The sequence below is a fragment of the Geomonas limicola genome (assembly GCF_014193675.1).
GTDB classification, from domain to species: domain Bacteria; phylum Desulfobacterota; class Desulfuromonadia; order Geobacterales; family Geobacteraceae; genus Geomonas; species Geomonas limicola.
Genome location: NZ_BLXZ01000004.1, coordinates 326,510 through 351,677, shown reverse-complemented (window position 1 = coordinate 351,677; position 25,168 = coordinate 326,510). Strand labels below are relative to the sequence as shown.

The following is a 25,168-nucleotide window of genomic DNA, read 5'->3' as shown; positions in this document are numbered from 1 at the left end:
CCCGGCTCAGGCGTCAGCGTACCGTCACCGTGATGTTCTCAAGCTTGGTGGCGGGGTTCTGGTTGGACTGGATGCTGATCCGGCGCGCCGCGTTTGGCTGCGCAGAACCGTTGGGCGAGGACCAGGTGAAGCTGCCGTTGGTAGCCACGGACAGGTTGCCGATCAGCACCGAGCCACCCACCAGGGCGGAGTTGTAGATGCTGAGCGTGGTCCCTGCCGGCGGTGCCGGGGTGAGCGTGCCGTCGATGCGCCAGGAGGCACTCGACAGGGTGAACTGGGCCCGGGTCACCTGGATGGTCTGGGTCGCCAGGGCGTTCACGGTGACGGTCACCGTGGCGGTGTTGGACCTCAGGGGCGGGACCGAGTTGTTGGCCACGTTGTAGCTGTAGCTGGTGGCCCCGGTAAAGCCGGCCGCCGGGGTGAAGGTGATGGTACCGGTCGCGTTGGCAACGGCGGTGCCGTTGGCCGACTGGCTCACGATCTGGACCGACCCGGTGTTGATCACGCCGGGGGGGGCGATGGTGTCATTGGCAAGGACTGCGGAGGTTACGGCAGTGCCGGCCGTGGTGGTTGCGGTGTCGTTGTTGGCGACCGGGGCCGGGGCCGGGGCGTTCACCGTCACGGTGACCGTGGCCGCGTTGGATCTCAGTGCCGGGACCGAGGTGTTGGCCACCGTGTAGCTGAAGCTGGTGGCCCCGGTGAAGCCGGCGGCCGGGGTGAAGCTGACGGTGCCGTTGGCGTTGGCGGTGGCGCTGCCGTTAGCCGACGGGGTGGCTATCTGCACCGAGGCGGTGTCGATCACCCCCGGGGCACCGATGGTGTCGTTGGCCAATACCGGGATGGTCACCACGCTGCCGGCCAGGGTCGAGGCGCTGTCGGGGTTGGCGACCGGTGCCGGCGGTGCCGCAGGCGGTATCACGGTGACGGTAACGGTCGCGGGCTGCGAGGTGAGCGGCTGGGCCGCGAGGCTCGCCACGGTGTAGGCAAAGCTCGTCACGCCGGAGAAGCCGGCGGCCGGGGTGAAGGTGATGGTGCCGTTTTGGTTGGCGACGGCAGTGCCGTTGGCGGACGGGGTCGAGATCAGCACCGAGGCCGGGTTGATCACGCCGCTGTCGTTAGCCAGCACGTTGATGGTCACCGGGATGTCCTGGGTGGTGCTCGCCGCGTCGGCCAGCGTGGTCGGCGCCGGCGGCGACAGGACGCTCACGGTCACCGTCGCGGTGTTGGAGCGCTGGCCGAAGCTGTCCATCACGTCGTAGCCGAAGCTGGTGGTCCCCGAGAAGTTGTTGGCCGGCGTGAAGATCACCGACCCGTTGGGGGCCACGACCGTCGTGCCGTTGGCCGCGGCGGTCACGATGGTCACCGTGGCCGGATCGAGCTGGGCCGCGGAGAGGTCGTTTATGAGCACGTCGATGATGATCGGGGTGTTGAGCGCGGCGGTGGCGCTGTCGTCCACGGCCACCGGCGGCGCCGGGGGAACCACCACGCTCACCGGGCTCGTTGCGGTCCCGCCGTTACTGGAGACCACCGTGATGTTCTGCGGCGGAATGGTGTTGAGCGGCAGGGGGAGGATCACCGTCCCGGTGGCATCGAGTGCGTTCGGGGCCGCAAAGGCCGGCACGCTCAGGGTGGGGAGCGGCGCCAGCTTGTCGCGGGAGGCGGCGCGCACGGTGATGTTCCGGGTGTTCGGGTTGTAGAAGGACTCGGTGATGTTCACCTCGTCTACCAGGGCTACCGGGCGCGGGATCAGCGGCAGGTCCAGCGAGTTGGTGATAGTCAGGTTGCCGGGAAGCGCCTGCACCGGCAGGTGCAGGAAGAACTTCCCGGTGTTGGGGACGTCCTGGTCCAGCGTGGTCGAGGCGATGCCGGTTCCTGAGATGGTCAGGATGGCGGCGCGCTCGGCGGAGGCGAAGATGTCCACCTGCTGGCTGGTGGCGTCCCGTGCGTAGGTCGCCCGGTTCAGCGTCATGGGCGAGGCGATCGGGTCGGTGAAGACGCGCCCGGCCAGGGTCCACAGGTTGGTGAACCAGCTCGCACCGGGAACCGGGTTCCCCAGGGCGTCCAGCCGGTCGATCCGGAAGATGTTGCCGTTGGGGCCGCCGGCGACCGGGACCGGGGTGACCGCGTCGCCGATGTAGGTGTGGGTCTGCCCGTTCACCAGGGCGGTCGGGAAGATGCCGTCGGCCGGTCTCAGGTAGGGCCCCATGTTGGTGTTGGGGGCCGCCTGGAAGAGCGGCGGGAAGTAGTCCGCGTTCACCCCGACCTGGTCCTCGAGCCGTACCGTGACGCCGTTTGGCCCGTTATTGATCGAGTTCCCGGTGGCGTCGGAGCGGAAGGTGAAGCTCCCGTAGGGGTGGGTGACCCGGTAGGTCGAGTTGGGGGTCAGGAGCCCCTTGCTCATCTTGGCCAGGTCGGTGCGCAGGAAGGTCTGCCCCAGGGTCGGCGCCACCCCTGACAAGAAGGCGTACTCAAGCACAAAGTCGAGCCGGGCCTTTTCGCCCCCCTCGATGTTCATCAAGGCCCCGGCGGAGTAGTAGAACCCCTCGGCCGGGAGATTGGTGTCGTTGATCGGTCCGGTCGTGGTGATCGGACTCAAGGGGACGCTGGTCAACGGGTCGAACGGCGGCGGCAGGATGCAGAAACCGTTCTGGTCGAGGCAGGGCTGCAGCGCGAGGTTGCTCAGGTCCTGGTAGAAAGCCGGAAGCGAGGTGAGCGGGTCGATGGGGCCGACGGCCTTCAGTGCCGCTCCCGCGCTGCCGCTTAAGACTCCCAAAAGCAGCGCGACGGAAAAAAGCGTGCCCAGCAGGCGCCCCAGCACTCCTTGGTGGCGTAAGGTTGATGTTGATTCCTTCATGGCGATCCTCCCTTTTGCGGCCAGGAAGGGGATCCTGAACCGTGTCCATTCCAGACCGGCGCCGGGTCCCGCGGGCACGGGGTCAGGCACCGGAAAGGCAGTCGAGGGGCCCGGTCACGCCGGGTCGACTGCCCATGATGTCCGGACTATTTACAGGTATCGTGCCAGAGTTGGGGTGCCGTTTTTTTCGTGTAACTTCGTGGGGTTAGCGCGTGGTGCAGCGGAAAGGAGTGGTGGCGCGGGCGCTGCACAGTTTTGGGCAGCCGGCGCCCGGGCAGGGATATCAGGCCGGAATCGTTAAGTTTTGTTACCGTGTCGCGTTTTAATTGCTGCCAATATCTTTGCAGTGCCGGTGACCGGCGGCAGAGGTGGAGTGGGGTGGGAAGGCTGGGGCCCCGGGCGGGGCCCGTGGCGGGGTCAGTCGTTGCCGGACTCGCGGCGCACCTTCAGGCGCATGTTCAGGGTCTGGCGCTTGAGCCCGAGCATGGTGGCGGCGATCCCCTGGTTCCCCTTGGCGGCGCAGAGCGCGCTTTGGATCAGGAGGTCCTCCGCCTCGTTGAGCGTCGGGAAGTGCCCCCAGATCGCATCCAGCTTCTTGTGCAGCGTGGCCTCGCCCTTGAGCTCGTCCTCGGGAGGCTGGGGCTTCTGGCCCAGGTCGATGGCGATCGCCTGGCGGAAAGGGTCCTGGGAGAGCATGCGCGCCTTGGAACGCGGCACCGCGTCGCTCACCATCGCCTGCAGCTCGCGCACGTTACCGGGGAAATGGTAGGTCTCCAGCAGGTCGACGAGCTCCTTGGGGTAGCCCGGAGCCGGGATCCCCAGCGCCTCGGCTTCCTGGCGGATGAAGTGGTCCAACAAGAGCGGCAGGTCGTCCTTGCGCTCGCGCAGCGGCGGTACCTGCACCTGGTGCCCGCAGAGCCGGTAGTAGAGGTCGTTTCTAAACTTACCCTCGGCGATGCGTGCCTGCAGGTCCCGGTTGGTGGCCAAAACGAAGTGGGCGTCGCTCTTGCGGGTCAGATCCGAGCCGACCGGGTAGTACTCGCGTTCCTGCAAAAGGCGCAACAGCTTCAACTGCGACAGCTCGTTCAGGTCGCCGATCTCGTCCAGAAAGAGCGTCCCCCCCGCGGCCCGGGCGATCAGCCCCTCGCGTGCCTGGTCCGCACCGGTGAAGGCCCCCCGCTTGTGGCCGAAGAGCGAGTCGGAGAACATGTGGTCGTCGAGCCCCGCGGCGTTCAGGGCGATGAACTCCCCCTTGCTCCCCGAGAGCTGGTGGATGGCCCGGGCCACCAGCTCCTTCCCCACCCCGGTCTCGCCGGTGATGATGATCGGCTGCCGGCTGCCGGCGATCACCTCGATGTACTGGAACATCGAGCGCATCTGGCGGTTGCGGGTCACGATGGCGGCGAAGGCGGCCGGGTGCTCCAGGTTGTCGGCGAGCAGGCGCTGTTTCAGCGAGGTGATCTCGTTGGAGAGGGTGCAGCGCTCCAGGGCCTGCTGCACCGAGGTGAGCAGACGCCCCGGGCTCACCGGCTTCGCCAGGTAGTCGAAGGCCCCCCGCTTCATGCACTCGACCACCGTGGCGATCTCGTCGTTGGCGGTCACCACGATGATCGGGATCTGCGGATAGTCGCGGGTCACGCTCTCCAGGAGCTCCAGCCCGGAGACGTGCGGCATGGAGAGGTCGAGCACCATGACGGCGACCTGCTCGATCTCCAGGAAGGGGCGCACCTCGCGGCTGTCGGAGATCATGCTGACCTCGCGGATGCCGCCGATCTCCAGGGCGAGCTTCGAGGTGGCGAGGATCTCTTCCTCGTCGTCGACCAGCAGCACGTGTTTGCAGGAAGGGCTCATCTCTTAGCGCTCCTTTGTGGTACCGGCGGCCGGGAGTCGTACCACGAAGGTGGTCCCTTCCCCCGGGATGCTGGTGAACTCGAGCGTGCCGCCGTGTTCTTTCACGATCGAGTCGCTGATGGTGAGCCCGAGCCCGGTCCCCCCCTCCTCGAGCTTGGTGGTGAAGAAGGGCTCCAGGATGCGCTGGCTGTCGTCGCTCGACATGCCGCGCCCCTGGTCCCGTACCGTGATCTGCACCTCCTGGTCCGCCACCGCGAAGCCGGTGGCGACCCAGATGCCGCTCTTTTTGCCGGGGAGCGCCTGGCAGGCGTTCATGATCAGGTTGATCACCACCTGCCCGAGCTGCTGGGGGTGCCCCAGGACCCGGGGGAGCCCGTCGGCGAGCTCCAGGGTGAAGTTGTCGGTGAACTTGATGATCTCGTGGTTCATGAGCGACAGCGCCGAGCGCACCACCCGGTTCACCTCGATCTCGCGGCGCGGCTGCCCCTGTTCCTGGCGCGCGAACCCTTTCAGGTTCTGCACGATGTCGTTCACCCGGCGCGACCCGGTACCGATGCCGCCGATGAGCCGCCGCGTCTGCTCCCCGACCTCGGCGAGCGGGACCCCCCCCAGGAAGATCTGGGAGCGCCCCTGGTCCGGCAGGTACTCGTCGAGCGCCTTCAGGGTGTCCCCGGTGATCCGGGACAACAGCTCGCAGTTCGCCATGATGAAGTTGTTCGGGTTGTTGATCTCGTGGGCCACCCCGGAGACCAGAAGCCCCAGTGAGGTCATCTTGTTGGTCTGGATCAGCTTGGCGTGGATCTCCCGGGTGCGCTCCTCCATGCGGATTCTTTCCGTGATGTCCCGGAAGGTGCAGTAGGTAACCGGGATCCCCTGCAGGGCCATCGCCTTGCCGCGCAGCGAGACGATGATCTCGTCCCCGCCTTTGCGCCGGCAGCTGAATTCCTGGCGCACGCTTTGCTCGGTGTTCACCCCTGCGATCGCCTCGGCGAGCCCCGGCGGCTCGGCCTGGCGGCAGAGCGCGGCGAACCCGCCCTCCTTGAGTTCCTCGTTGCCGTACCCGAAGATCTGCACCGCCTTCTCGTTGGCCTCGAGCACCTCCGTGCTTCCTGGCTTGAAGAAGACGATGGCGTCTTCGGACTGCTGGAAGATCTGCCGGAAGCGGGTCTCGCTCTCCCTCAGCGCCAGTTCCATGCGCCGGCGGCTGGTGATGTCCCGCATGATGAGCAGGTACTCAGGCTTCTCCCCCAGGTGGAGTTCGCTCAGGGAGATGTTCATGATGAGCGGCAGGCCGTCCCGGCGCAGGCAGGTGAGCTCGGTTACCGGACCGCCGCCACGCTGGGCCGATTCGAGGCCCCGTTTCATGAGCACCTGGAGCGCCGTCGCCCCCCCCTCCAGAAGCCGGGTGACCGATCCGCCCAGGAGCTCCTGGGCCGGGTAGCCGAAGATGCGCTCCGCCGCCGGGTTGAAGGAGCCGACCATCCCCCGGGAGTCCACCACCACGATGGCGTCGATGACCTGGTTGTACACCGCGGTGACCCGCGCCTTCTCGGAGCGTGCGGCGAGCTTCAGCGGACGGGCCACCAAAAGCCAGATGAGCGGCGCCCCGAACAGGGTGGAGATGAAGGCATCCACCACGTAGTTGGGGGTGAAGAAGAGGCTTCCCACCCGGTAGGGGAAGAGCAGTTCCTGCAACAGGTCGGAGAAGAAGACCGAACCGAGCAACAGGACGTAGAGCCTAAGCGGCGTGTCCATCATCGGGATGACGCGGCGGCGCAGTTCGGGCTTGAAGAGCAGACGCCAGAGCGGGACCGCGTAGAGCAGCGCGGTAAGGGCGGCGTCGGTGAGATCGCTTGCCAGGGAATCGGTGCTCGGGTAGAGGACCGGCAGCAGGAGCATCACCAGGAACTCGATCAAAAAGACGCTCAAAAGCGCCTTCAGGAGCAGCCGCCAGGCCGTCCGGCGGTTCACCCCCTCCCCCTGGTCCGGGACCAGCCGGAACAGGTAGAACCAGAGCGGCCCCGCGCAGAAAAGGGTGACGCAGAAGGCGTCCAGCAGCCCGCCGGGGATGGTTCCCAGCCGGGTGAACACCTGGGAGAAGAGTTGCATGATGGCAAGTTCGGTGGCGAACACCGCCATGAGCAAAAGCGAGAAGACCCCGGCGTAGTTCTTCCAGCCGACCACTTCGGCATTGTCGTTCATAGCAATCCCCCCTCGAGGACACCCGTGCCGGGGCTCGCGGCCCAGGCGCGGCAAATACCACAGCAATGCGGTCGGGATAGGTGCACGGTTGACCGAATCATATAAGGTCAGCTTTTTCATTACAACTGAAATAACGAGCGGGGCGCGGCAGGTGGGGAGCGGAGACAGGATAACTTCCAGTACTTACATGTGCCTTTCAATTGCTTACCGGGCGGACGCTGGCGTGGGTCGCAGGGGGACCGCAAAGGTCGGTGGCACCCCCAAGCACGCTCCCGGAAACGACAACGGCCCCAGGGGTGCACGCCAAGGGGCCGGAGCGAAACTATGCGCAGCTACACTGGGGTCATTCCCCCCCGATGAGCGTCAGCCGCACCGGGACCGGTTCGGATTCCCAGGTGACCTCGGGGTAGAGGGCCTTGTCCAGGCGCAGGTAGGTGCCGTCCACGCCGGTTTCGGCCCACCAGCACTCGGCCCCCTTGATGGGGAGCTTGTCGAACAGATAGAGGTCGTTGTTTTTATCCCTGGCGAGGTACATGGCGGACTCCTTATTTTCGGTGGTGGGTGCGCACCGCCTCGCCGCAGGCTCTGGCAGGTGCCGTCACAGGGCGGCCAAAAGCCGCAGTATTCGGGCTCCTACTTGGCGCGCAGCTTCTCCTTGGCGATCTTCGCCTCTTCGGACTTCGGGTACTCCTCGGAGAGCTTCTTGTAGATGTAGGTGGCGCTCTTCAGGTCGCCGATCTCCTTGAAGGCCATCCCCTGCTTCAGCATGGCCGCCGGGACCTTCTCCTTCTCGGGGAAGTTCTTGATCACTTCCTGGAACTCGAGGATCGCCTGCTCGAAGTTTTTCTCGCTGTAGTAGGTCTCGCCGATCCAGTAGTGCGCGTTGGCGGCCAGCTTGTGGCGCGGGTTCTGGTCCAGGAACTTGGTGAAGAACTCGCGGGCCTTCACGGTGTCCCCGGCCTTCATGGTGTCCAGCCCCTGCTGGTACAGCGCCTCGGGGGTCGGTGCCGCTTCGGGCACCTTCTTCTGCAGGTCGGCAAAGCCCTGCTGCACCCCGAGCTCCAGCTTGGTGAGCCGCTCCTCGAGGAGGGCCAGGCGCTTGCCGGTGTCCTCCTTCAAAAGGGCCAGGTCGTCGGCCGGGCGCTGGGCCTGGATCCTGAGGTCGTCGACCTTGCCGGTGAGAAGCTGCATGTCGACCCGGGCGCTGTCCAGGGTGGCCTGGAGGTCGGCGCCGCTTTTGCGGATGGCCGCCATCTCCTTCTGGTAGGCCTCGATCTCGTGCTGCATCGTCTCGACCCGCTGGCGGTCAGCGGTGAGCGCCTTCTCGACCCCTTCCTTCACGTCGCCGCGCACCTCACCCAGGGACTTCTCGATGCTGTAGATGCGGTTTTTCATCTCGTCGGAGTCGCGGCGCATCGACTCGAGGTCGCCCTGGGAGGCGCACCCCGCCGCAACGAACATGGTCAAGGAAACCAGTAGCATCCTGCCTGACTGCATGACTACTCCTCCACGTGGTTATCGTGCTGACGAAAAAAAGGAGCCCGCAGGCTCCTTTTGGTACGGCGTCGTTGTTGCCTACTTCACGATGACGAATTCGTCGCGACGGTTCTTGGCCCAGGCGGCCTCGTCGTGCCCCTGGTCCACCGGCTTCTCCTCGCCGTAGCTGATCACCGAGATCCGCTCGGGCTTGACGCCCAGGTTCACCAGGTAATCGCGGGCGGCCTTGGCCCTTCTCTCGCCCAGGGCGAGGTTGTACTCGTCGGAGCCGCGCTCGTCGCAGTTACCCTCGACCCTGATGCTCACCCCCGGCTGCTTGGCCAGGAGTTCGGCGTTCTTGGAGAGGGCGCTGCGTGCCTCGTTGGAGAGATCCGCGGAGTCGAAGTTGAAGTAGATCTTCTGCAACGCGCTCTCCAGGGCGGTGGCGGCCGGCTGTGCCGCGGCGCCCTGCTGGGGGGTCTCCTGGGCGACGGCCTGCTCCTTGGCCGGGGTCTCGGCCACCGGCTGCGCAGTCTGCGCCGGGGTGCTCTTGGCGCCCTCGCTCAGGGGAGCCGGAGGGGGGACGACCTGCGTTGCAGGGGTCTGTTCTTCGGGCTTCACCACGTCCTTCTTGGCACAACCACCCGAAACAACTGCTGCAAGACAAAGGACAACCAGGCATCCGTATAGTTTTTTGCTCATTCCCCCACTCCTTTTGGATGAAATAGGGCATCTGCAGCTGCCAGATGCCTCAATGAAGCGGAACAAATTATACCGGTTTTTTCACTGAACGCAACGACTGTTACGCCTGTAACAGTAAATTTACCAAGCGGCGGACCAGGTAGGATGCGAGTCACGCGCTTTGCCGCGCGAAACCTTGCTCTGAGCGCTGCCGTCGGCGCGCATGACATATATCGCTTCGCCGCCGTCACGACTTGAGGAAAAAACGATGAAACGCCCGTCGGGAGACCAGCGCGGATGCTCGTTGCTCCCCAGGTTGGTGAGCTGGGTGTCCTGGGTCCCGTCCGGGTTGATGGCGTAGATCTGGAAGCCGTTGCCGTCCTTGCGGGCATAGGCGATGCGGTCCCCCTTGGGTGACCAGCGCGGCGTGACGTTGTAGGCGCCGTTGGTGGTGAGGCGCTTGACGTCCGAGCCGTCGGCGTTCATGACGAAAACCTGCGGCTTGCCCAGCCGGTCCGAGACGAAAGCGATCCGGTTGCCGTCCGGGGACCAGGCGGGAGAGACGTCGATGGCCTGGGTGCGGGTAAGCCGCGCCAGCTCCTTCCCTTCCCGCGAGATCAGGTAGATCTCCGAGTTGCCGTCCTTGCTCAGGACCACCGCGATCCGGTTGCCGTCCGGGGAGAAGCTCCCCATGGCGTTCAGGCCGCTGCGCGCCGAGATGCGGGCCTCGACGCCGGTGTAGAGCTCGCGTCGGTACAGGTCGGGATTCCCCTTCTTGTACGAGGTGTAGATGATCTCGCGTCCCGAGGGAGCGAAGTCCGGGTTCAGGTTGATCGCCCCGTTGTTGGTGACCCGCTGGGTGTTGAACCCGTCGTAGTCCATGACGAAGACCTCCTTGTTGCCGGAGACCTTGCTCACGTAGGCTATTTTGCCGGTGAAGGGCCCTTTTTGCCCGGTGCGCACCCGCAGGACCTCGTCGGAAAAGGCGTGCCCCATGCGGCGCAGGTCCTTCAGCGACCCGGTGTAGCGCTTGGCGGCGACGTCCCGGTTCAGGACCGGGTCGAAGAGGCGGCACTCGATGGTGAGGTTGCCGCCGCTACTGCCGTACGCGGTCTTCAGGACCAGGTCCGAGCCGGCGCTCCCCGCTTCGGCTGGGGCCACCGAGAACGGGCCGGCCAGGTTCAGGTCGAACAGGAAGAGCTCCGCCAGTTCGCGCGCCACCTCGGGAAGGGCCGGTCCGGAAAGGGTCGTCGCCGGCGCCAGGTAGATCTGTTGCTTCTTGTTGGCCGGGGCCGTCACGTCGAGGTACTGATCGGACGCCCCCATGAGCTGCGGGGTGACCAGGAGCAAAAGGCAGAGCAGGATGATTCTTTTCATGGTAGAGCGACCCCTTCCGGCTTGAAGCGGAACACGCGTTCGAAACTCTGCCCGTTGGGCGGCGGCTTGAGGGTACGCCCGGCCAGGGTGACCGCCCGCGAGACCGCGTCGTCGAAGACCGGGTCACCGGAGCGTTTCTCGACGCGGTAATCTGAGATGTGCCCGTCCGGGGCGATCTTGATCCGGACCAGGGTCTGCGGCGTGCCGCTTTGGAAGGCGATCACGTCGCGGAAGGCGTCCCTGAGCCGCGACTGCAGGTACGAGCCGTAGTCGCTCCCCGCCTGGGTCCCCTTGGCGCCCGGCATGCCGACGGTCCGGTTCCCCCCGCGGTTCTTGAGCCCCGCGACCGCAGCCTCCAGCTGGCGTTCCTCGGCCTTGCGCTGCAGGTCCTTCATCCGCTCGGAGAAGTCTTTTCCCTCCTCGGCGCCCGGCTTCTGCGGGGCCGTCTTCCCTTTTTCCGGTGGCGGTGGTGTGACCTTGGGCTTGGCGGACGGGAGCACCATGGCGGCGTGGGGCACGGCAGTGGGAGCGGCCGGGGGAGCCGGGGTCGACTCCGCAGGGGCCGGGGTGCCGGCCTGCGGCGAGGCGACCGGGAGGGTCGCCAGGTCGACGTAGGTGACCGGCTCTTCGGACGGGGTAAAAACGGCGGCCTCGTTGAACCAGATGATGAGTGCGCAGACAACCAGGTGGCACAGGAAGGAGAGTGCGAACATCCCCGCCGGCCCCGGATATCTCCTGGTCTGGCGTATCATTTGCGCTGCGGGGACTCCGTAACCATGCCGAGCCGTTCAACGCCCGCGGCCTTGATCTGGGCCATGACCCGGACCACCTCGCCGTAGGGGACCGAGCTGTCCGCCTTGAGGAACACCTCCCGCTTGGCGCGTCCGGCCAGAAGCGAGTTGAGCTTGTCCTTCAAGAGGTCGGTGTCGATGGCGTCGGAGTTGATGAAGGTCTTGCCGGACTTCTCGATGGAGACCACCAGGGTGTCCTCCTTGGGGGCGAGCGACTTGCTCTCCGCCTTGGGGAGGTTCACCTGCACCCCCTGCTGCATCATCGGCGCGGTCACCATGAAGATAACCAGGAGCACCAGCATGACGTCGACCAGCGGGGTGACGTTGATCTGCGACATGGTGGAGCGGCCGCTGTCCCTGTTGCCGAACTCCATGGTCTATCTCCCCGCGAAGTTGCGCTGCACGATGTTCAGGAACTCGGTGGAGAAGCTGTCCATGTCCGAGATGAGCACCCGAATTTTCTGCTGGAAGTGGTTGTACCCCATGACGGCGGGGATAGCGGCCACCAGGCCTATCGCGGTGGCGATGAGCGCCTCGGCGATCCCCGGGGCGACCACGGCGAGCGAGGCCGAGCCGGACTGGCCGATCTTCTCGAAGGCGCTCATGATCCCCCAGACCGTGCCGAACAGGCCGATGAACGGTGCGGTGGCACCGGTTGTGGCCAGGAAGGTCAGGTACTTTTCCAGCCGGGTGATCTCCGAGGTGGTGGCCCGGCGCAACGAGCGGGCGATGTTGTCGATCCCCAGGTCGGTGCTGATCACGTTGGGATCGGCCTTCTCGTCAGCCTTGCCGCGCAGCTTCTTGAGCTCGTTGTAGCCGTCCTGGAACAGCACCGCAAGCGGCGAGTTCTCGAAGCGGTCCAGCTGCGAGCCGATGGCGTCGAAACTTTTGGCCTTGTAGAAAAATTCCATGAAGCGCTGCGAGGCGCCGTTGGCGCGGTAGACCTGCAGGAGCTTGTAGAAGATGATCCCCCAGGAGACCACCGAGAAGTAAAGCAGCACGATCAGAACGATTTTTACGACCAGGCCGGTCGAAGCGAACATACCCAAGGGACAGTACCTCCGGTTAATTTGCGGTCAAACCGAAAAAATATGCTTTAGTTCCGGCGAAGTCAACAGGAAAGCGTGACGGCCGGGAGATCAGTAGCAATCAGGCCTGCGGTCTTTAAGGCAGGGGATGCTGGCGCGCCAGCTCTCCATGGCCTGCGCCTCGAGGGTGGCTTCGATTGCGCAGCTCTCGTACCCCCCCTGGGCCAGGATCTCCCCCTTGGGGCCCAGGATGAGGCTCCCGCCGAAGAAATCGAGCTTGCCGACCGGTCCGCAGCAGTTGGCGGCCACCACGAAGAGCTGGTTTTCGATGGCGCGGCCGCGCAAGAGGGTGTGCCAGTGGTCGTCGCGCGGTTTGGGCCACTCGCCGGGGACCGCGATGATCTCGGCCCCCTCCAGGGTGAGCCGGCGGGCGAGTTCCGGGAAGCGCAGGTCGTAGCAGATCATCATGCCGATGCGGCCCAGGCTGGTGTCGACTACCACGGCGCGGTCTCCGGCGTCCAGCGAGCGGTCCTCGCCCATCAGGGAGAACAGGTGCAGCTTCCGATAGCTGCCGACCACGGACCCGCGGTCCACCAGGTAGGCGGTGTTGTAGACCTTGGCGCCGTGCGGCTCGGGGAGGCTCCCGACGATCACCATGGCGTACTCCCGGGAGAGCCGTTCCAGTTCCTGTACGATTTCCGGCGTGCGTTGCGCCAGCTGGTTCAGTTCATTGTAGGCGAAGCCCGAGCTCCACATCTCCGGGAGCACGACGAGCTCCGTGCCGCGCTGCGCCAGCTGGGCCAGGGACTCCCTCACCCGGGCAAGGTTCGCGTCGACGTCGCCAAGTGCAATGGTGAACTGTACGGCAGCTGCTTTGACAGTACTCTGCATGTGCCCCCCTGGGTCTGAGAATCGGCAATGTGGAAGTTTAATCCGAGCGGTTGCGGATTTCAAGACTGTTCCACGTTTCCCGCATTTTGATGACAAGGCTTGGGGGAATCTGTTACTTAAAGAGAGGAACCAGGACCAAGGCGCTTCCCCACGAACCAGCTCGGGCCGCGCGCCCGTGCAGCATGCTAGCCAGACATAGACGGAGCATCAGGTGATCACGACCGGCCTCTACATACATTTTCCCTTCTGCCTCAAAAAGTGCCTCTACTGCGATTTCAACTCGGCGGCCTCGAGCACCCTGGCGCGTGAGGAGTATCCCGAGCTCCTGGTGCGGGAGATGGCGCTGCGCCAGGCTGGGCTTACCCAGCCGGTAAGCGCGCCGACCCTCTACCTGGGAGGCGGCACCCCCTCGCTGATGTCCCCGGCCGAGGTCGCACGTCTCATCGATGCTGCAGCCGCACGCTTCGGCCTCACGGCTGATGCCGAGATCACCCTGGAAGCCAATCCGGGAACCCTTTCCTTCGAGAAGCTGGCCGGGTACCGCAGCGCCGGGGTGAACCGGATCTCGCTGGGGATCCAGTCCTTCGAGGACCGCTTCTTGGAAATGCTCGGGCGGGTCCACAGCCGGCACGAGGCCATCAGCGCCTTCGAGGCCTGCCGCAAGGCCGGCTTCGACAACCTGAGCATCGACCTCATGCACTCCCTGCCGGGCCAGTCGCCCGCGCAGTGGCGCAGGGCGCTCGCGGACGGGATCGCGCTCGCCCCGGAGCACCTCTCCGCCTACGCCCTCTCCGTCGAGGAAGAGACCCCCTTCGAGGCGCTGGTGGAGTCGGGGAACCTGACGCTTCCCGGCGAGGAAGACGCGGCCGCCATGTTCGAGGCCACCGCCGAGCTCTTGGAACAGGCCGGCTACCGGCACTACGAGATCTCCAACTTCGCCCGGCCCGGGCGCGAATCGCGCCACAACGGCGCCTACTGGACGCGGCAGAGCTATCTCGCGTTCGGCGCCGGCGCGCACTCGTTCTGGAACGACAACGGGCTGGGCGACCGCTGGCACAACGCCGAGGGGGCAAGCGAGTACCGCGAAGCGATCCTTTCGGGGATCCTACCCGAGCGGGAGCGTGAAGTGCTGGATCGGGAGCAGGCCGTTTCCGAAGCCTTCTTCCTCGGTCTCCGCGTCCTCGCCGGGCTGGACCTGGAGCAGCTTGAGAGAACCTACGGCGCAAGCGCCCTCGCCTCGCGCCGTGACGTTGTCGACCGCCTGGTGGCCGCAGGGGAGCTGATCTGCGAGGGGACCCGGATCCGGCTGGCACCGCAGGCGATCATCGTAGCCAACGGCATCTTCGCCCAGTTTCTCTGATCCCCACGAGTCCGAATCAAAACGTCCCGCGACAGAAGGAATTGCTACGCGGTAGCCACGCGAGCCCGGTTGCAGCCCCTCTGTCTCCCCTTTGCGAAGGGGAGACAGAGGGGATTTGATCAACTTCGCCACAGACGCTACGCTTGACCAGTTCCTCATGGTAGCCAGGGGAATCCCTCCCCTCCCCATCCCCCCGCAGCCGCGCCGCCCGCAAATAATCCACCGAAACTCCCCTGTTTTCCTCCCTCCGCCCCCGGTAAAATCTCCCGCGGAGAGTCCCCTTGACAAAGCATAGGTCCATTGCTAACTTAGGCTGGTTAGCACTCTGGGTTTTTGAGTGCTAATCTGTTTTTTGAAGGAGAGAGGTATGGAAGAGCAGCTTTCAGAACGGGGCAAGCGGATCCTCGAGGCAGTCATCGAGGACTACATCGCCACTGCCGAACCGGTCGGAAGCCGGACCCTCACCAAGAGCCACGCGCTGGCGCTTTCGCCCGCGACGGTGCGCAACGTGATGTCCGACCTGGAGGAGATGGGTTTTCTCACCTCCCCCCATACTTCCGCCGGCAGGATCCCGACCGACAAGGCCTACCGCCTCTACGTCAACTCGATCCTCGAAGTGAGGAATCTCACCCGGGACAACCGCGAGGAGATCAAACGGCGCTGCCAGCTGGCCGGCAGAGACATATCCGAGGTACTCAAAGAGACCAGCCGCCTGCTCTCCTCCACCTCGAGCTACATGGGCGTCGTGATGGCGCCGCGTTTCGCTGCCAACGTTTTTCGCCAGCTGGAGTTCGTGAAACTCTCCAGCCACCGGGTGCTGGCGATCCTCATCTCGCAAAACGGCGCCGTGCAGAACCGGCTCATCGAGACCGAGGTCGAGATCAGCCAGGACGACCTGGTCCGGATGGGGAACTACCTGAACGAGCAGCTCAAGGGACTCACCATCGCCCAGGTGCGCGAACGGCTGCTCTCCGAGATGAAGAGCGAGAAGGTGCGCTACGACGCCATGCTGTCCCAGGCCATCGTGCTTTCCGAGGCGACCCTCAAAAGCGACGATGCGCAGATCTTCGTCGAGGGGCAGGCGAACATCCTCGATCAGCCCGAATTTCATGACGCGGCCAAGATGCGCGAGATCTTCCGCGCCTTCGAGAGCAAGGGGCTGATCCTCGACCTTTTGGACCGCGCCATGCAGGCCGAAGGGGTGCAGATCTTCATCGGGGCCGAATCGCACCTGGTGAAGATGGAGGGGATGAGCCTCATAACCTCGACCTACATGACCGGAAAAGATACCGTCGGCGTACTCGGCGTCATCGGGCCGACCCGCATGGGCTACGGCCGGGTGATACCGATCGTCGACTACACCGCGAAATTGATCAGCCGCCTGCTCGAAACCGAGTAGGAGGACAAAGGAGAGTGGAACCGGATGGATCTCAAGAAAAAACACGGTAATCAGCAGGAGCCCAAGAAAGAGGAGGCAGCCCAGGCAGCTTCCCAGGACCACGTAGAGCTTTCGACTCCGGCCAGCGACGCGGATCGCATCAAGGAGTTGGAAGAGGCACTCGCCGCCAAGGGGCTCGAGTCGGCGACCAACTGGGACAAGTTCCTGCGCGAGCGGGCCGACCTGGAGAACTTCCGTAAAAGGACCCAGCGGGAGAAGGAAGAGATCCTCAAGTACGGCAACGAGCAGCTGATCCTCGAGGTACTCCCGGCCGTCGACAACATGGAGCGGGCCATCGCCCACGCCTCCGAGGAGGGGCTCACCGCGATCATCGAAGGGGTGAAGCTTACCCTGTCCATGCTGCAGGGTGCTTTGAAGAAGTTCGGCGTGACCGCGGTGGAAAGCGCCCCGGGCACCGTCTTCGACCCGTCCTTCCACCAGGCCATGGCCCAGGTGGAGACCGCCGATCAGCAGCCCAACACCGTGGTCGCCGAGTTCCAGAAAGGCTACCTCCTGAACGAGCGCCTGCTGCGCCCGGCCATGGTCACCGTGGCCATCGCGCCGAAACAATAACGGCCGTAACGGCCGTGCTAAGTTCTGCGTTCCAGGTGCTACGTTAAATGCTCCTCGGAGTCCCGTTCGGCCCGGCAGGGAACTGCGTCACAGCCAGCTCAAGCATTGGAAAGCGGTATTCAGCCGTCAACGTGGAACGTAGCACATAGAACGTAGAACTTTTTTTAGTCGTGCCCTTGTTTTTTTGCGGGGGGATGACTAGGTTTTGGACGACAGTTACCAAACACGGAGGATCAACAGACATGAGCAAAGTGATAGGGATCGACCTCGGAACCACCAACTCCTGCGTTGCAGTGATGGAAGGTGGGGAGCCGGTTGTCATAGCTAACGCAGAAGGTAGCCGCACCACCCCGTCCATGGTGGCCTTCGCAGAAAGCGGTGAGCGTCTGGTGGGACAGCAGGCCAAACGCCAGGCGGTCACCAACCCCGAGAACACGCTGTACGCCATCAAGCGTCTCATCGGGCGCAAGTACGACACCGAGGCGGTGAAGAAGGATATCGCCATCTCGCCGTTCAAGATCGTCAAGGCTGACAACTCCGACGCCTGGGTCGAAGTGCGCGGCCAGAAATACTCGCCGCCGGAAATCTCGGCCATGGTCCTCATGAAGATGAAGAAGACCGCCGAGGACTACCTGGGCGAGACCGTCACCGACGCGGTCATCACCGTGCCGGCCTACTTCGACGACTCCCAGCGCCAGGCAACCAAGGACGCCGGCAAGATCGCGGGCCTTAACGTACTGCGCATCATCAACGAGCCGACCGCGGCAGCTCTCGCCTACGGCCTCGACAAAAAGAAGGACGAGAAAATCGCCGTGTTCGACCTGGGCGGCGGCACCTTCGATATCTCCATCCTGGAACTCGGCGAAGGGGTCTTCGAGGTGAAATCCACCAACGGCGACACCTTCCTGGGCGGCGAGGACTTCGACCAGAAGATCATCGACCACATCGCCGACGAGTTCAAAAAGGACCAGGGGATCGACCTCAGGGGCGACAAGATGGCGCTGCAGCGTCTGAAAGAAGCCGGCGAGAAGGCCAAGTGCGAGCTCTCCACCTCGCTCGAGACCGACATCAACCTGCCGTTCATCACCGCCGACGCCTCGGGTCCCAAGCACCTGACCATGAAGCTGACCCGCGCCAAGCTGGAGGCGATCTGCGCCGAGCTGATCGCGAAACTGGAAGGCCCCTGCCGTACCGCACTGCGCGACGCCGGCCTCTCCCCCAATGACATCGACGAGGTGATCCTGGTGGGCGGCATGACCCGCATGCCGATCGTGCAGAAGAAGGTGCAGGAAATTTTCGGCAAGACCCCGAACCGCGGTGTGAACCCGGACGAGGTAGTGGCCATCGGCGCAGCGATCCAGGGCGGCGTTCTGAAGGGCGACGTGAAGGACGTGCTGCTCCTCGACGTCACCCCGCTCTCCCTGGGCATCGAGACCCTGGGCGGCGTGATGACCAAGCTGATCGACAAGAACTCCACCATCCCCTGCAGGAAATCGCAGGTGTTCTCGACCGCAGCCGACAACCAGCCGGCCGTCTCCATCCACGTGCTGCAGGGCGAGCGCGAGATGGCAGCCGACAACAAGACCCTCGGCAACTTCGAACTCTCCGGCATCCCGGCCGCACCGCGCGGCGTGCCCCAGATCGAGGTGACCTTCGACATCGACGCCAACGGCATCGTGCACGTCTCGGCGAAGGACCTGGGTACCGGCAAGGAGCAGTCCATCCGCATCACCGCTTCCTCGGGTCTCTCCAAGGAAGAGGTCGAGAAGATGGTGCGCGAGGCCGAGGCGCACGCCGCGGACGACAAGAAGAAGCGCGAGCTGATCGAAGCCAAGAATCAGGGCGACAACCTGGTGTACTCGACCGAGAAGTCCCTGGGCGAATTCGGTGACAAGATCGACGCCTCCGAGAAGCAGAAAATCGAAGAAGGGATCGCGGCCCTCAAGAAAACCCTCGAAGGGACCGATGCAGAAGAGATCAAGAAGGCGAGCGAAGCGCTCCTGCAGGCCTCGCACAAGCTGGCCGAGGCGGTGTACGCCAAGGCACAGGCAGCCGGTGCCGGCGCCGAAGCAGGCGCCGAGCAGCAGGCCCAGGGCGCCGAAAACGGCGGCGCTGCCAAGGGCGAGAAGGTCGTCGACGCCGACTTCGAAGAGGTCAAGGACGACAAGAAGTAATGCTGGCTTCCCGGACCGGTTCGCGGGTATAATCCCCAACTGGCCTGTCTGAATCATCAACAAAAACGCGGGCAGCGTCTCAAAAAATCGAGACGCTGCTCTTTGCGTTAGCAAGGGATCTATCTTGGCAAACGGCGAAAAGCAGGATTACTACGAGACACTGGAAGTCAACAAGAACGCCTCGGAGACCGAGATCAAGAAGGCGTATCGCCGCCTTGCGGTCAAGTTCCATCCGGACAAGAACCAGGGCGACCGCGAAAGCGAGGAGAAGTTCAAGGAGATCACCGAGGCCTACGAGGTGCTCTCCGACGCCGAGAAGCGGGCCCGCTACGACCAGTTCGGCCATGCCGGCATGGGCGGCGGCTTCTCTTCCGGCGGCTTCGGCGCCGGCACCCCCTTCGGCGACATCTTCGGGGACATCTTCGGCGAGGTGTTTGGTGGCGGCGGGCGCAGCCGCGCCGGTCGCGGACGCCGCGGCGACGACCTGCAGTACAACCTGGACATCAGCTTCGAAGAGGCCGCCTTCGGCGTCGAGAAGAAGATCGACATCCCCTACAACAAGCGCTGCGAAGCCTGCGGCGGTTCCGGCGCCAAGGCCGGCACCCAGCCAAAAACCTGCCCCACCTGCCAGGGTGCCGGGCAGATGCGCTTCCAGCAGGGCTTCTTCAGCGTCTCCAAAACCTGCTCGCACTGCAACGGCGAGGGGCGCGTGGTCGAGCACCCCTGCCCGAGCTGTCGCGGCAACGGCACCGTCCGCGACAAGAAAACCATCTCGGTCAAGGTTCCGGCCGGCGTCGAGACCGGCATCCGCCTGAAGCTCTCCGGTGAAGGTGGCCAGGGGGCCAAGGGAGGGGGCAACGGCGACCTCTACGTCGCCTTGAGCGTACGCGAGCACCCGATCTTCCGCCGCGAGGACAACGACGTCATCTGCGAAATCCCGATCAGCTTTACCCAGGCGGCACTGGGGTGCGAGATCGAGGTCCCGACCCTGGACGGCAGGGTCAACATGAAGATCCCGGAAGGGACCCAGTCCGGCGCCATGTTCCGCATGCGCGGCAAGGGTGTTCCGGCCCTGCAGGGGTATGGCCGCGGCGATCACCTGGTGGTTGCCAAGGTGGAGACCCCGACCAACCTGAACAAGCAGCAGCGCGAGCTTCTGGAGGAGTTGGCACGGATCAGCGGCGAGGACGCGAACCCGATGCGCAAAAACTTCTTCTCCAAGGTCATGGACATCTTCAGCTAGTGCGAACCTGGGTGCGGGGCAGCGTGGGGCTTCTCCTGGCGCTTTGCCTGACCGCCCTCCCCGCCCATGCCCACAACCCGGTCACCGAGCCGCAGCTGCTGGAAAACGGCAGCTACGGTCCGGTGCTCATCCAGAAGATCCAGCAGGCAAAAAGACGCATACTCTGCGTCTTTTTCCTTTTCAAGATCACCGACTCTCCCCGCAGCCTGCCGCGGGCCGTGGCCAGCGAGCTGATCGCAGCCCAGCGCCGCGGCGTCGAGGTGACCGTGGTGCTCGACGCCACCCGGCAGACCCAGCAGGACAACCGCAACGCCACACGCATCCTGGCCCAGGGCGGGGTGCGCGTCGTCTTCGCGCCCGCCGGAACCACCACCCACGCCAAGGCCGTCGCCATCGACGACCGCTACGTCATCATCGGCAGCCACAACCTCACCCAGTCCGCCCTCACCCGCAACAACGAGCTCTCGCTGCTGGTCGACTCCCCCCAACTCGCCGCACGGATGCGCCGCTACCTGGAGCGGTTGAGATAGCCGCTCCGCTAGAAGATTGCCGACAGCCTGCGTTTTTCCTTGAGCTCGGCCACGGGATTCTTGGACTCGCAGGGGACCTGAACCTGGCACAATGCGCACCCCGCCGGGCCCCTGAGGCCGTAGCTCGCCGAAAGGGCGATCGAGTCCCGCCCGTAGGCGTAGCTTGCGCAGATGGTCTTGTCCTGCCCCTCCTTGGAAATCGCCTGCCCCGGGCAGCGCCGCACGCAGGCCGCGCAGGAGCCGTTGTAAAAGTAGAGGCACCCCTCGTTGGGCTCGCTCAACTCCTGCGGGTCCGGATCGAGGGCGATATCGATCACCACCGAGCTCAAATACACGGCACTCCCCAGCTCGGTGATGAAGCCCCTGCTGAGCCCGAAGCTCCCCAGCCGCGCCGCGTAGCCGATGTGGCGCTCCGACCAGGTGGAAGACTTACCGGTCGGGGTATCGACCATCCGGAAATCGGGGCCGTCGACCGGTGCCACCCCGCGGTAGCCGTCGTCGGCCAGGTAGCCCAGAAGTGCCGCGCGCAGCTCTTTTTGCCAGGTAAAGTAGCTCAGATGGTAGGCCTCGGTCACCTGGCGCGAGGGGCGCTCGACCTGGTGGCGATTGGAGTCGCGCAGCTCCTGGCTCCAGGGCATCACCCAGCTCACCACCGTACCGCCGTGCCAGCTCCCCTTCCCGTACACCGCCTCGAACGCCTCGCGCGGCGTCAGGTGCCACTCGCCGACCACCTCCTTGAAATGATCGAAGACCGGATCATCCGCCGAGGCGAAACCGACCAGCGGCGCCCGGAAGTACGGGGCGTTCAACGCGGGGGACCAGTTCTTCTCGTTCTCGGTGATCAGCCGGGTGATGGTGTTGCGTATCTGCTCTTTCATCGATGCCTCCTCTGTCTCTTCACCTGACGCCTGCCAATCCTGCTTCAAAGGTGCCCGGTCCGCGTCGGGTCCCCTCTCCCCTTGCGAGAGAGGGAGGATTCCTGGTTGGACCGTCACCCTATGGCAGGCCCCGTTTCACTGAACCTCCGCTCATCGCGGTACCGCGGCCCCACTTGGTTGCATATGCAACCAACACGCTAAAAAAAATCCGCCGACCAATAAATCAGCGGATCCGTTCCGCCAACAGGCGCAGCGAATCGGCGCCCTCTGCGCCGAGCAGGGCCTGGGCCTTTTCCTGGGCCTGTTGCCAGTAGGGGTGCGAGTCGACCAACAACTGCTGTCCGGCCGGCGTGATGCGCAGCAGTTGGCCGGCCCGGCCACCGCGTTCCACGATCTCGATCCAGCCGCTTTTTCTCATGCGATCCACGTTGCGGCTCACGGTCGACTTTTCCATCTGCAGCCGTTTGCCGATGTCGCCGGGGCTCGCCTCGCCGGCGATGGAGAGGAACACCAGGATGCTCGCCTGGTTGATCTTGATCCCAAACGGCATCAGCGCGCGATCGTAGATGCCGGTGATCACCCGGCTCAGGCGCCGCGCCTTCCCTGCCAGGCACTCGTTCCCTATGGTGACGGCGAGATTGTCAGTGGTCGGATTCATGTCTCTCCTCAAGTTGCATATGCAACCAATACAGTTCCGGCTGGTTTCTGTCAATAATTTTTTCGGCGCTCCGATGCGTTCTGTGTCGCCACGGACTGTGGCACACCTTCCCCGGCGCAGTGTGAATAGCGGAACCGCGGTTCCCTCAGCACGGCGTCCTTTTCCTTTACTCACGCAGCGGCTCGGGGCACAATGCGATTTTATGGAAATTTTATGGTTTGTTTAAGAGCAGTTTAGATCTCGTGCGTACTGTAGCCTCATCAACAACCAAGGAGGCTACACCATGAATAAAGCAAAGCTGCTGTACGACGTAACCAGGATTCTCAAGAACAAGGACAGGATCGACGGGGTACTCACCACCTTCATCCAGAAAGACCAGGAGGAGATCTTCTCGCTGCGCAATCAGTTCGCCAAGAGCGGTGACCAGGCCAGCACCGACGTGACCTGCGAACTGAAGCTCGAGGGCAAAAAAGTGAAGCGCGAGAGCCACACCGAATTCTCCGGTTCCGGCCCGTGCTGCCACGGCGACAAGATGCGCCGTTTCTTCCACCACCGCCACGGCACCACGGGGGGCAACTGCGTCAAGGGGTTCTTCTCCCGGCTCTCCCTTATGTTCGGCCTGTTCGGTGCGGTGAAGGCCGAAGAGCGCGACGGCGGCTCGGTCCTCATCTCGCTGAACCTCGCCGACCTCCCCGAGGAGCTGAAGACAGAGGTGCGCGAGCGCCTGAACGGGCGCTGCTGCCGCAGTGAAGAAGACGGCAATCCGCACGCCCACGGCCACCATTACGGCCACCACTGGCACCACGTCTTCGCCGACGGCCCGCACAGCGTCGAGTCCCTGGACGGCCTCTTGCTGGTGACTTTGAACAGCAAGCGCGAGATCGAAAAGATCTCCCTGAATCTAGACGGCAGGGTGCTGGACCAGAAGGACGAGTCGCACGCTGTGACGGCGACCGCCGACGTGCAGTTCGCCTGGTAGTACCGAAGGGGGCCCGGTGGCAGCCGCGCCGGGCCCCCTGACAGATCGACAGCAACGCTTAGGAGTATCCATGCACAGTAATGAGCGCAGGTTGGGCAGGTGTGCCCCCGGGGGGCGCTGCGAGGGGCTGCAGGAGCGGCTCGCCCACGTCCACGACCACTTCCACCAGCATCGGCACGAGTTCCACCAGTACCACCGGTTCTTCCACTGGGCCCGCCCGATGATCCTCATCTTCAACCTGGTGCTGCTCTACCTGCTCTTCACCTGGTCCGGGTTCAAGGCCGTCGGCCTCTTCTTCGCCATCCTCATCCTGGTGAAGGAGATCGTCCTGCTCTTTTTCCTCTTGCGCCTGGAGCGCCACATTGTCACCCCCATCGAGCGGCTGCGCGAGGGGGTTGACGAAATCGCCAAGGGGAACTACGACGTCTGGGTGGAGAGCCCCTCCCCCAATGCCGTGGGGCTCTTGACCGCGTCATTCAACGAGATGGCGCTGCAGCTCAAAGAAAACGAACGGCTCCAGGCCGAGTACGAGGAGAACCGCAAGGCGCTCATCGCCAACATCTCCCACGACCTGAAGACCCCCATCGCCGCCATCCACGGGCATATCGAGGCGCTCATGGAAGGACGCAGCTTCCCCGCCGAGACCCAGGATAAATACTTGAAGGTGGTGCACCACAACGTGGTCTACCTGAACCGCCTGATCGACGACCTGTTCCTGTTTTCCAAGCTGGACATGCAGAAGCTCGAGTTCCACTTCGAGCGCACCTCGATCCGTCACTACCTGCGCGACCTCCTGGAGGAGTACCAGCTGGAGCTCGAGGGGGCGGGAATCGGCTTTTCCTACCTGGACCAGCTCTCGGACGATCCCCAGGTCGTCCTGGACGGCAGGAGGTTCTACCAGGCCATCAACAACATCGTCTGCAACGCCAAGGGGCACGGCAACAACGAGCGGCTCGCCATCTCGTTCCGCCTCTACCGGGTAGGCGAACGGATCGCGCTGGACATCGCCGACAACGGCCCGGGGATCCCGCAGGACAAGCTCCCCTTCATCTTCGACCGCTTCTACCGCATCGATTCGGAGCGCACCAAGGACCTGGAAAGTACCGGCCTGGGCCTCGCCATCACCCGCGAGTTCGTGCAGGCTCACGGCGGCGAGGTCTCGGTGACCAGCCAGGAGGGGGCGGGGGCCTGTTTCACCATCGAGCTGCCAGCCTACGAGGGGAAGGTGGACCAGCCATGAAGCGGGTACTGATCATCGAGGACGACCTGAACATTGCCGAACTGGAGCGCGATTACCTCCAGTTAAACGGCTACCATGCCGAGATCGAGACAGACGGCACCAAGGGGCTGGCTAGGGCGGTTTCCGGGCGCTTCGACATCGTGGTGGTGGACCTGATGCTGCCGGGCACCGACGGCTACGAGATCATCCGCGCCATCAGGAAGGACCACGAGATCCCGGTGATCGTGGTCTCGGCGAAGAACGAGGACATCGACAAGATCCGCGGGCTCGATATCGGCGCCGACGACTACCTCACCAAGCCCTTCAGTCCCGGCGAGTTCGTGGCGCGCATCAAGTCGCACCTGAAGCGCTACCAGCGGCTCAAGGGCGGGGTGGGCGGCCAGGAGACCATCCTGCACCGCGGTCTCGAGATCAACCCGGCCTCGCGCCAGGTGACGGTGAACGGGAAGGAGGTGCAGCTTACCACCAAGGAGTACGATCTTTTGCACTTTCTGGCGAGTCATCCCAACATCGTGTACACCAAAGACCGTTTGCTCGACGCCGTCTGGGGCAATGGCTACTTCGGCGAAACCGCGACTGTCGCCGTTCACATACAGAAGATCCGCAAGAAGATAGAGCCCGATCCCGCGCTCCCCGTTTACATAGAGACCGTCTGGGGCACCGGTTACCGCTTCAATCCCTGATTCCGCCCTAAAAACCACCGGCCGCAGTGCTACTGGCAAGTAGGCACTGCGGCCCGCCCCACTCCCCTGCCCGTGACGTCGCAATCGAAGGACAGCACAATCTTTAGCTGACCACAGGGCCTCCACGTCCCCCCTTTGGAAAACGGGTCTAGGGGGGATTCGCCTTTTTTAGGATTCGCCTTGTTCCTTCCAAAGCCCGCGGAAACCCACTCCCAAAGCTCCCCCCATCAGGCGCTTAAAAAACGATCAGATCTGCCGCTT

The 25,168-nt window shown here is 64.2% G+C and carries 22 protein-coding genes; 9 read left to right on the top strand and 13 right to left on the bottom strand.

Annotated features, from left to right (window positions below):
- Positions 1 to 13 precede the first annotated feature (13 nt).
- The 11 genes from H7688_RS12025 to H7688_RS11975 form a co-directional block, all read right to left on the bottom strand.
- Positions 14 to 2,854, bottom strand: coding sequence for an Ig-like domain-containing protein (locus H7688_RS12025; protein ID WP_183361358.1), 2,841 nt, complete (start codon positions 2,852 to 2,854; stop codon positions 14 to 16).
- 417 nt (positions 2,855 to 3,271) lie between these two features.
- Complete coding sequence (locus H7688_RS12020) at positions 3,272 to 4,705, bottom strand: sigma-54-dependent transcriptional regulator (RefSeq protein ID WP_183361357.1); 1,434 nt, start codon at positions 4,703 to 4,705, stop codon at positions 3,272 to 3,274.
- 3 nt (positions 4,706 to 4,708) lie between these two features.
- Positions 4,709 to 6,907 (bottom strand): PAS domain-containing sensor histidine kinase, encoded by a 2,199-nt coding sequence (locus H7688_RS12015; RefSeq protein WP_183361356.1) that lies wholly within the window; start codon positions 6,905 to 6,907, stop codon positions 4,709 to 4,711.
- Positions 6,908 to 7,250: 343 nt separating this feature from the next.
- Entirely contained in the window at positions 7,251 to 7,442 is a 192-nt protein-coding gene (locus H7688_RS12010) for a hypothetical protein (protein WP_183361355.1), read from the bottom strand.
- A 98-nt stretch (positions 7,443 to 7,540) separates the two neighbouring features.
- Positions 7,541 to 8,404 carry a tol-pal system protein YbgF gene (gene ybgF, locus H7688_RS12005; protein WP_183361354.1) on the bottom strand — a complete coding sequence of 288 codons (864 nt, stop codon included), beginning with the start codon at positions 8,402 to 8,404 and terminating at the stop codon, positions 7,541 to 7,543.
- Positions 8,405 to 8,482: 78 nt separating this feature from the next.
- On the bottom strand, positions 8,483 to 9,085 hold the full coding sequence (gene pal, locus H7688_RS12000) for a peptidoglycan-associated lipoprotein Pal (RefSeq protein ID WP_183361353.1): 603 nt from the start codon (positions 9,083 to 9,085) through the stop codon (positions 8,483 to 8,485).
- Between the two features lie 120 nt (positions 9,086 to 9,205).
- Complete coding sequence (tolB, locus tag H7688_RS11995; RefSeq protein ID WP_183361352.1) at positions 9,206 to 10,441, bottom strand: Tol-Pal system beta propeller repeat protein TolB; 1,236 nt, start codon at positions 10,439 to 10,441, stop codon at positions 9,206 to 9,208.
- Entirely contained in the window at positions 10,438 to 11,193 is a 756-nt protein-coding gene (locus H7688_RS11990) for an energy transducer TonB (RefSeq protein WP_183361351.1), read from the bottom strand. The genes tolB and H7688_RS11990 overlap by 4 nt, the downstream gene beginning before the upstream one ends.
- Positions 11,190 to 11,606 (bottom strand): protein TolR, encoded by a 417-nt coding sequence (tolR, locus tag H7688_RS11985; protein WP_183354453.1) that lies wholly within the window; start codon positions 11,604 to 11,606, stop codon positions 11,190 to 11,192. Before tolR ends, H7688_RS11990 begins: the two co-directional genes overlap by 4 nt.
- Before the next feature lie 3 nt (positions 11,607 to 11,609).
- Positions 11,610 to 12,281 carry a protein TolQ gene (tolQ, locus tag H7688_RS11980; RefSeq protein WP_183361350.1) on the bottom strand — a complete coding sequence of 224 codons (672 nt, stop codon included), beginning with the start codon at positions 12,279 to 12,281 and terminating at the stop codon, positions 11,610 to 11,612.
- A 90-nt stretch (positions 12,282 to 12,371) separates the two neighbouring features.
- A complete protein-coding gene (locus H7688_RS11975) occupies positions 12,372 to 13,151 on the bottom strand; it encodes a carbon-nitrogen family hydrolase (RefSeq protein WP_183361349.1) in 780 nt (259 codons plus the stop codon).
- 214 nt (positions 13,152 to 13,365) lie between these two features.
- Here H7688_RS11975 and hemW point away from each other — a divergent pair, with 214 nt between their 5' ends.
- The 6 genes from hemW to H7688_RS11945 all read left to right on the top strand — a co-directional run bounded on the left by hemW (position 13,366) and on the right by H7688_RS11945 (position 20,469).
- On the top strand, positions 13,366 to 14,511 hold the full coding sequence (gene hemW, locus H7688_RS11970; protein WP_183361500.1) for a radical SAM family heme chaperone HemW: 1,146 nt from the start codon (positions 13,366 to 13,368) through the stop codon (positions 14,509 to 14,511).
- Positions 14,512 to 14,878: 367 nt separating this feature from the next.
- On the top strand, positions 14,879 to 15,910 hold the full coding sequence (gene hrcA, locus H7688_RS11965) for a heat-inducible transcriptional repressor HrcA (RefSeq protein ID WP_183361348.1): 1,032 nt from the start codon (positions 14,879 to 14,881) through the stop codon (positions 15,908 to 15,910).
- A 24-nt stretch (positions 15,911 to 15,934) separates the two neighbouring features.
- Positions 15,935 to 16,522 carry a nucleotide exchange factor GrpE gene (gene grpE, locus H7688_RS11960; RefSeq protein ID WP_183361347.1) on the top strand — a complete coding sequence of 196 codons (588 nt, stop codon included), beginning with the start codon at positions 15,935 to 15,937 and terminating at the stop codon, positions 16,520 to 16,522.
- Between the two features lie 242 nt (positions 16,523 to 16,764).
- Positions 16,765 to 18,696, top strand: a complete 1,932-nt coding sequence (dnaK, locus tag H7688_RS11955) for a molecular chaperone DnaK (protein WP_183361346.1) — start codon at positions 16,765 to 16,767, stop codon at positions 18,694 to 18,696.
- A gap of 124 nt (positions 18,697 to 18,820) precedes the next feature.
- Entirely contained in the window at positions 18,821 to 19,939 is a 1,119-nt protein-coding gene (dnaJ, locus tag H7688_RS11950) for a molecular chaperone DnaJ (RefSeq protein WP_183361345.1), read from the top strand.
- Positions 19,939 to 20,469: a phospholipase D-like domain-containing protein gene (locus tag H7688_RS11945; protein ID WP_183361344.1), complete on the top strand. Its 531-nt coding sequence runs from the start codon at positions 19,939 to 19,941 to the stop codon at positions 20,467 to 20,469. Before dnaJ ends, H7688_RS11945 begins: the two co-directional genes overlap by 1 nt.
- Before the next feature lie 8 nt (positions 20,470 to 20,477).
- On the opposite strand, the gene H7688_RS11940 is transcribed toward H7688_RS11945, so the two are convergent.
- Together H7688_RS11940 and H7688_RS11935 are read right to left on the bottom strand one after the other, a co-directional pair.
- Positions 20,478 to 21,347 (bottom strand): (Fe-S)-binding protein, encoded by an 870-nt coding sequence (locus tag H7688_RS11940; protein WP_183361343.1) that lies wholly within the window; start codon positions 21,345 to 21,347, stop codon positions 20,478 to 20,480.
- Between the two features lie 223 nt (positions 21,348 to 21,570).
- Entirely contained in the window at positions 21,571 to 22,005 is a 435-nt protein-coding gene (locus tag H7688_RS11935) for a MarR family winged helix-turn-helix transcriptional regulator (RefSeq protein ID WP_183361342.1), read from the bottom strand.
- A 283-nt stretch (positions 22,006 to 22,288) separates the two neighbouring features.
- Between H7688_RS11935 and H7688_RS11930 the strand changes: the two genes are divergently transcribed.
- From H7688_RS11930 to H7688_RS11920, 3 genes are all read left to right on the top strand, one after another.
- Positions 22,289 to 22,984, top strand: a complete 696-nt coding sequence (locus H7688_RS11930) for a hypothetical protein (protein WP_183361341.1) — start codon at positions 22,289 to 22,291, stop codon at positions 22,982 to 22,984.
- Positions 22,985 to 23,054: 70 nt separating this feature from the next.
- Positions 23,055 to 24,224, top strand: coding sequence for a sensor histidine kinase (locus H7688_RS11925; RefSeq protein WP_183361340.1), 1,170 nt, complete (start codon positions 23,055 to 23,057; stop codon positions 24,222 to 24,224).
- A complete protein-coding gene (locus tag H7688_RS11920; RefSeq protein ID WP_183361339.1) occupies positions 24,221 to 24,907 on the top strand; it encodes a response regulator transcription factor in 687 nt (228 codons plus the stop codon). The genes H7688_RS11925 and H7688_RS11920 overlap by 4 nt, the downstream gene beginning before the upstream one ends.
- The last annotated feature ends 261 nt before the right edge of the window (positions 24,908 to 25,168 follow it).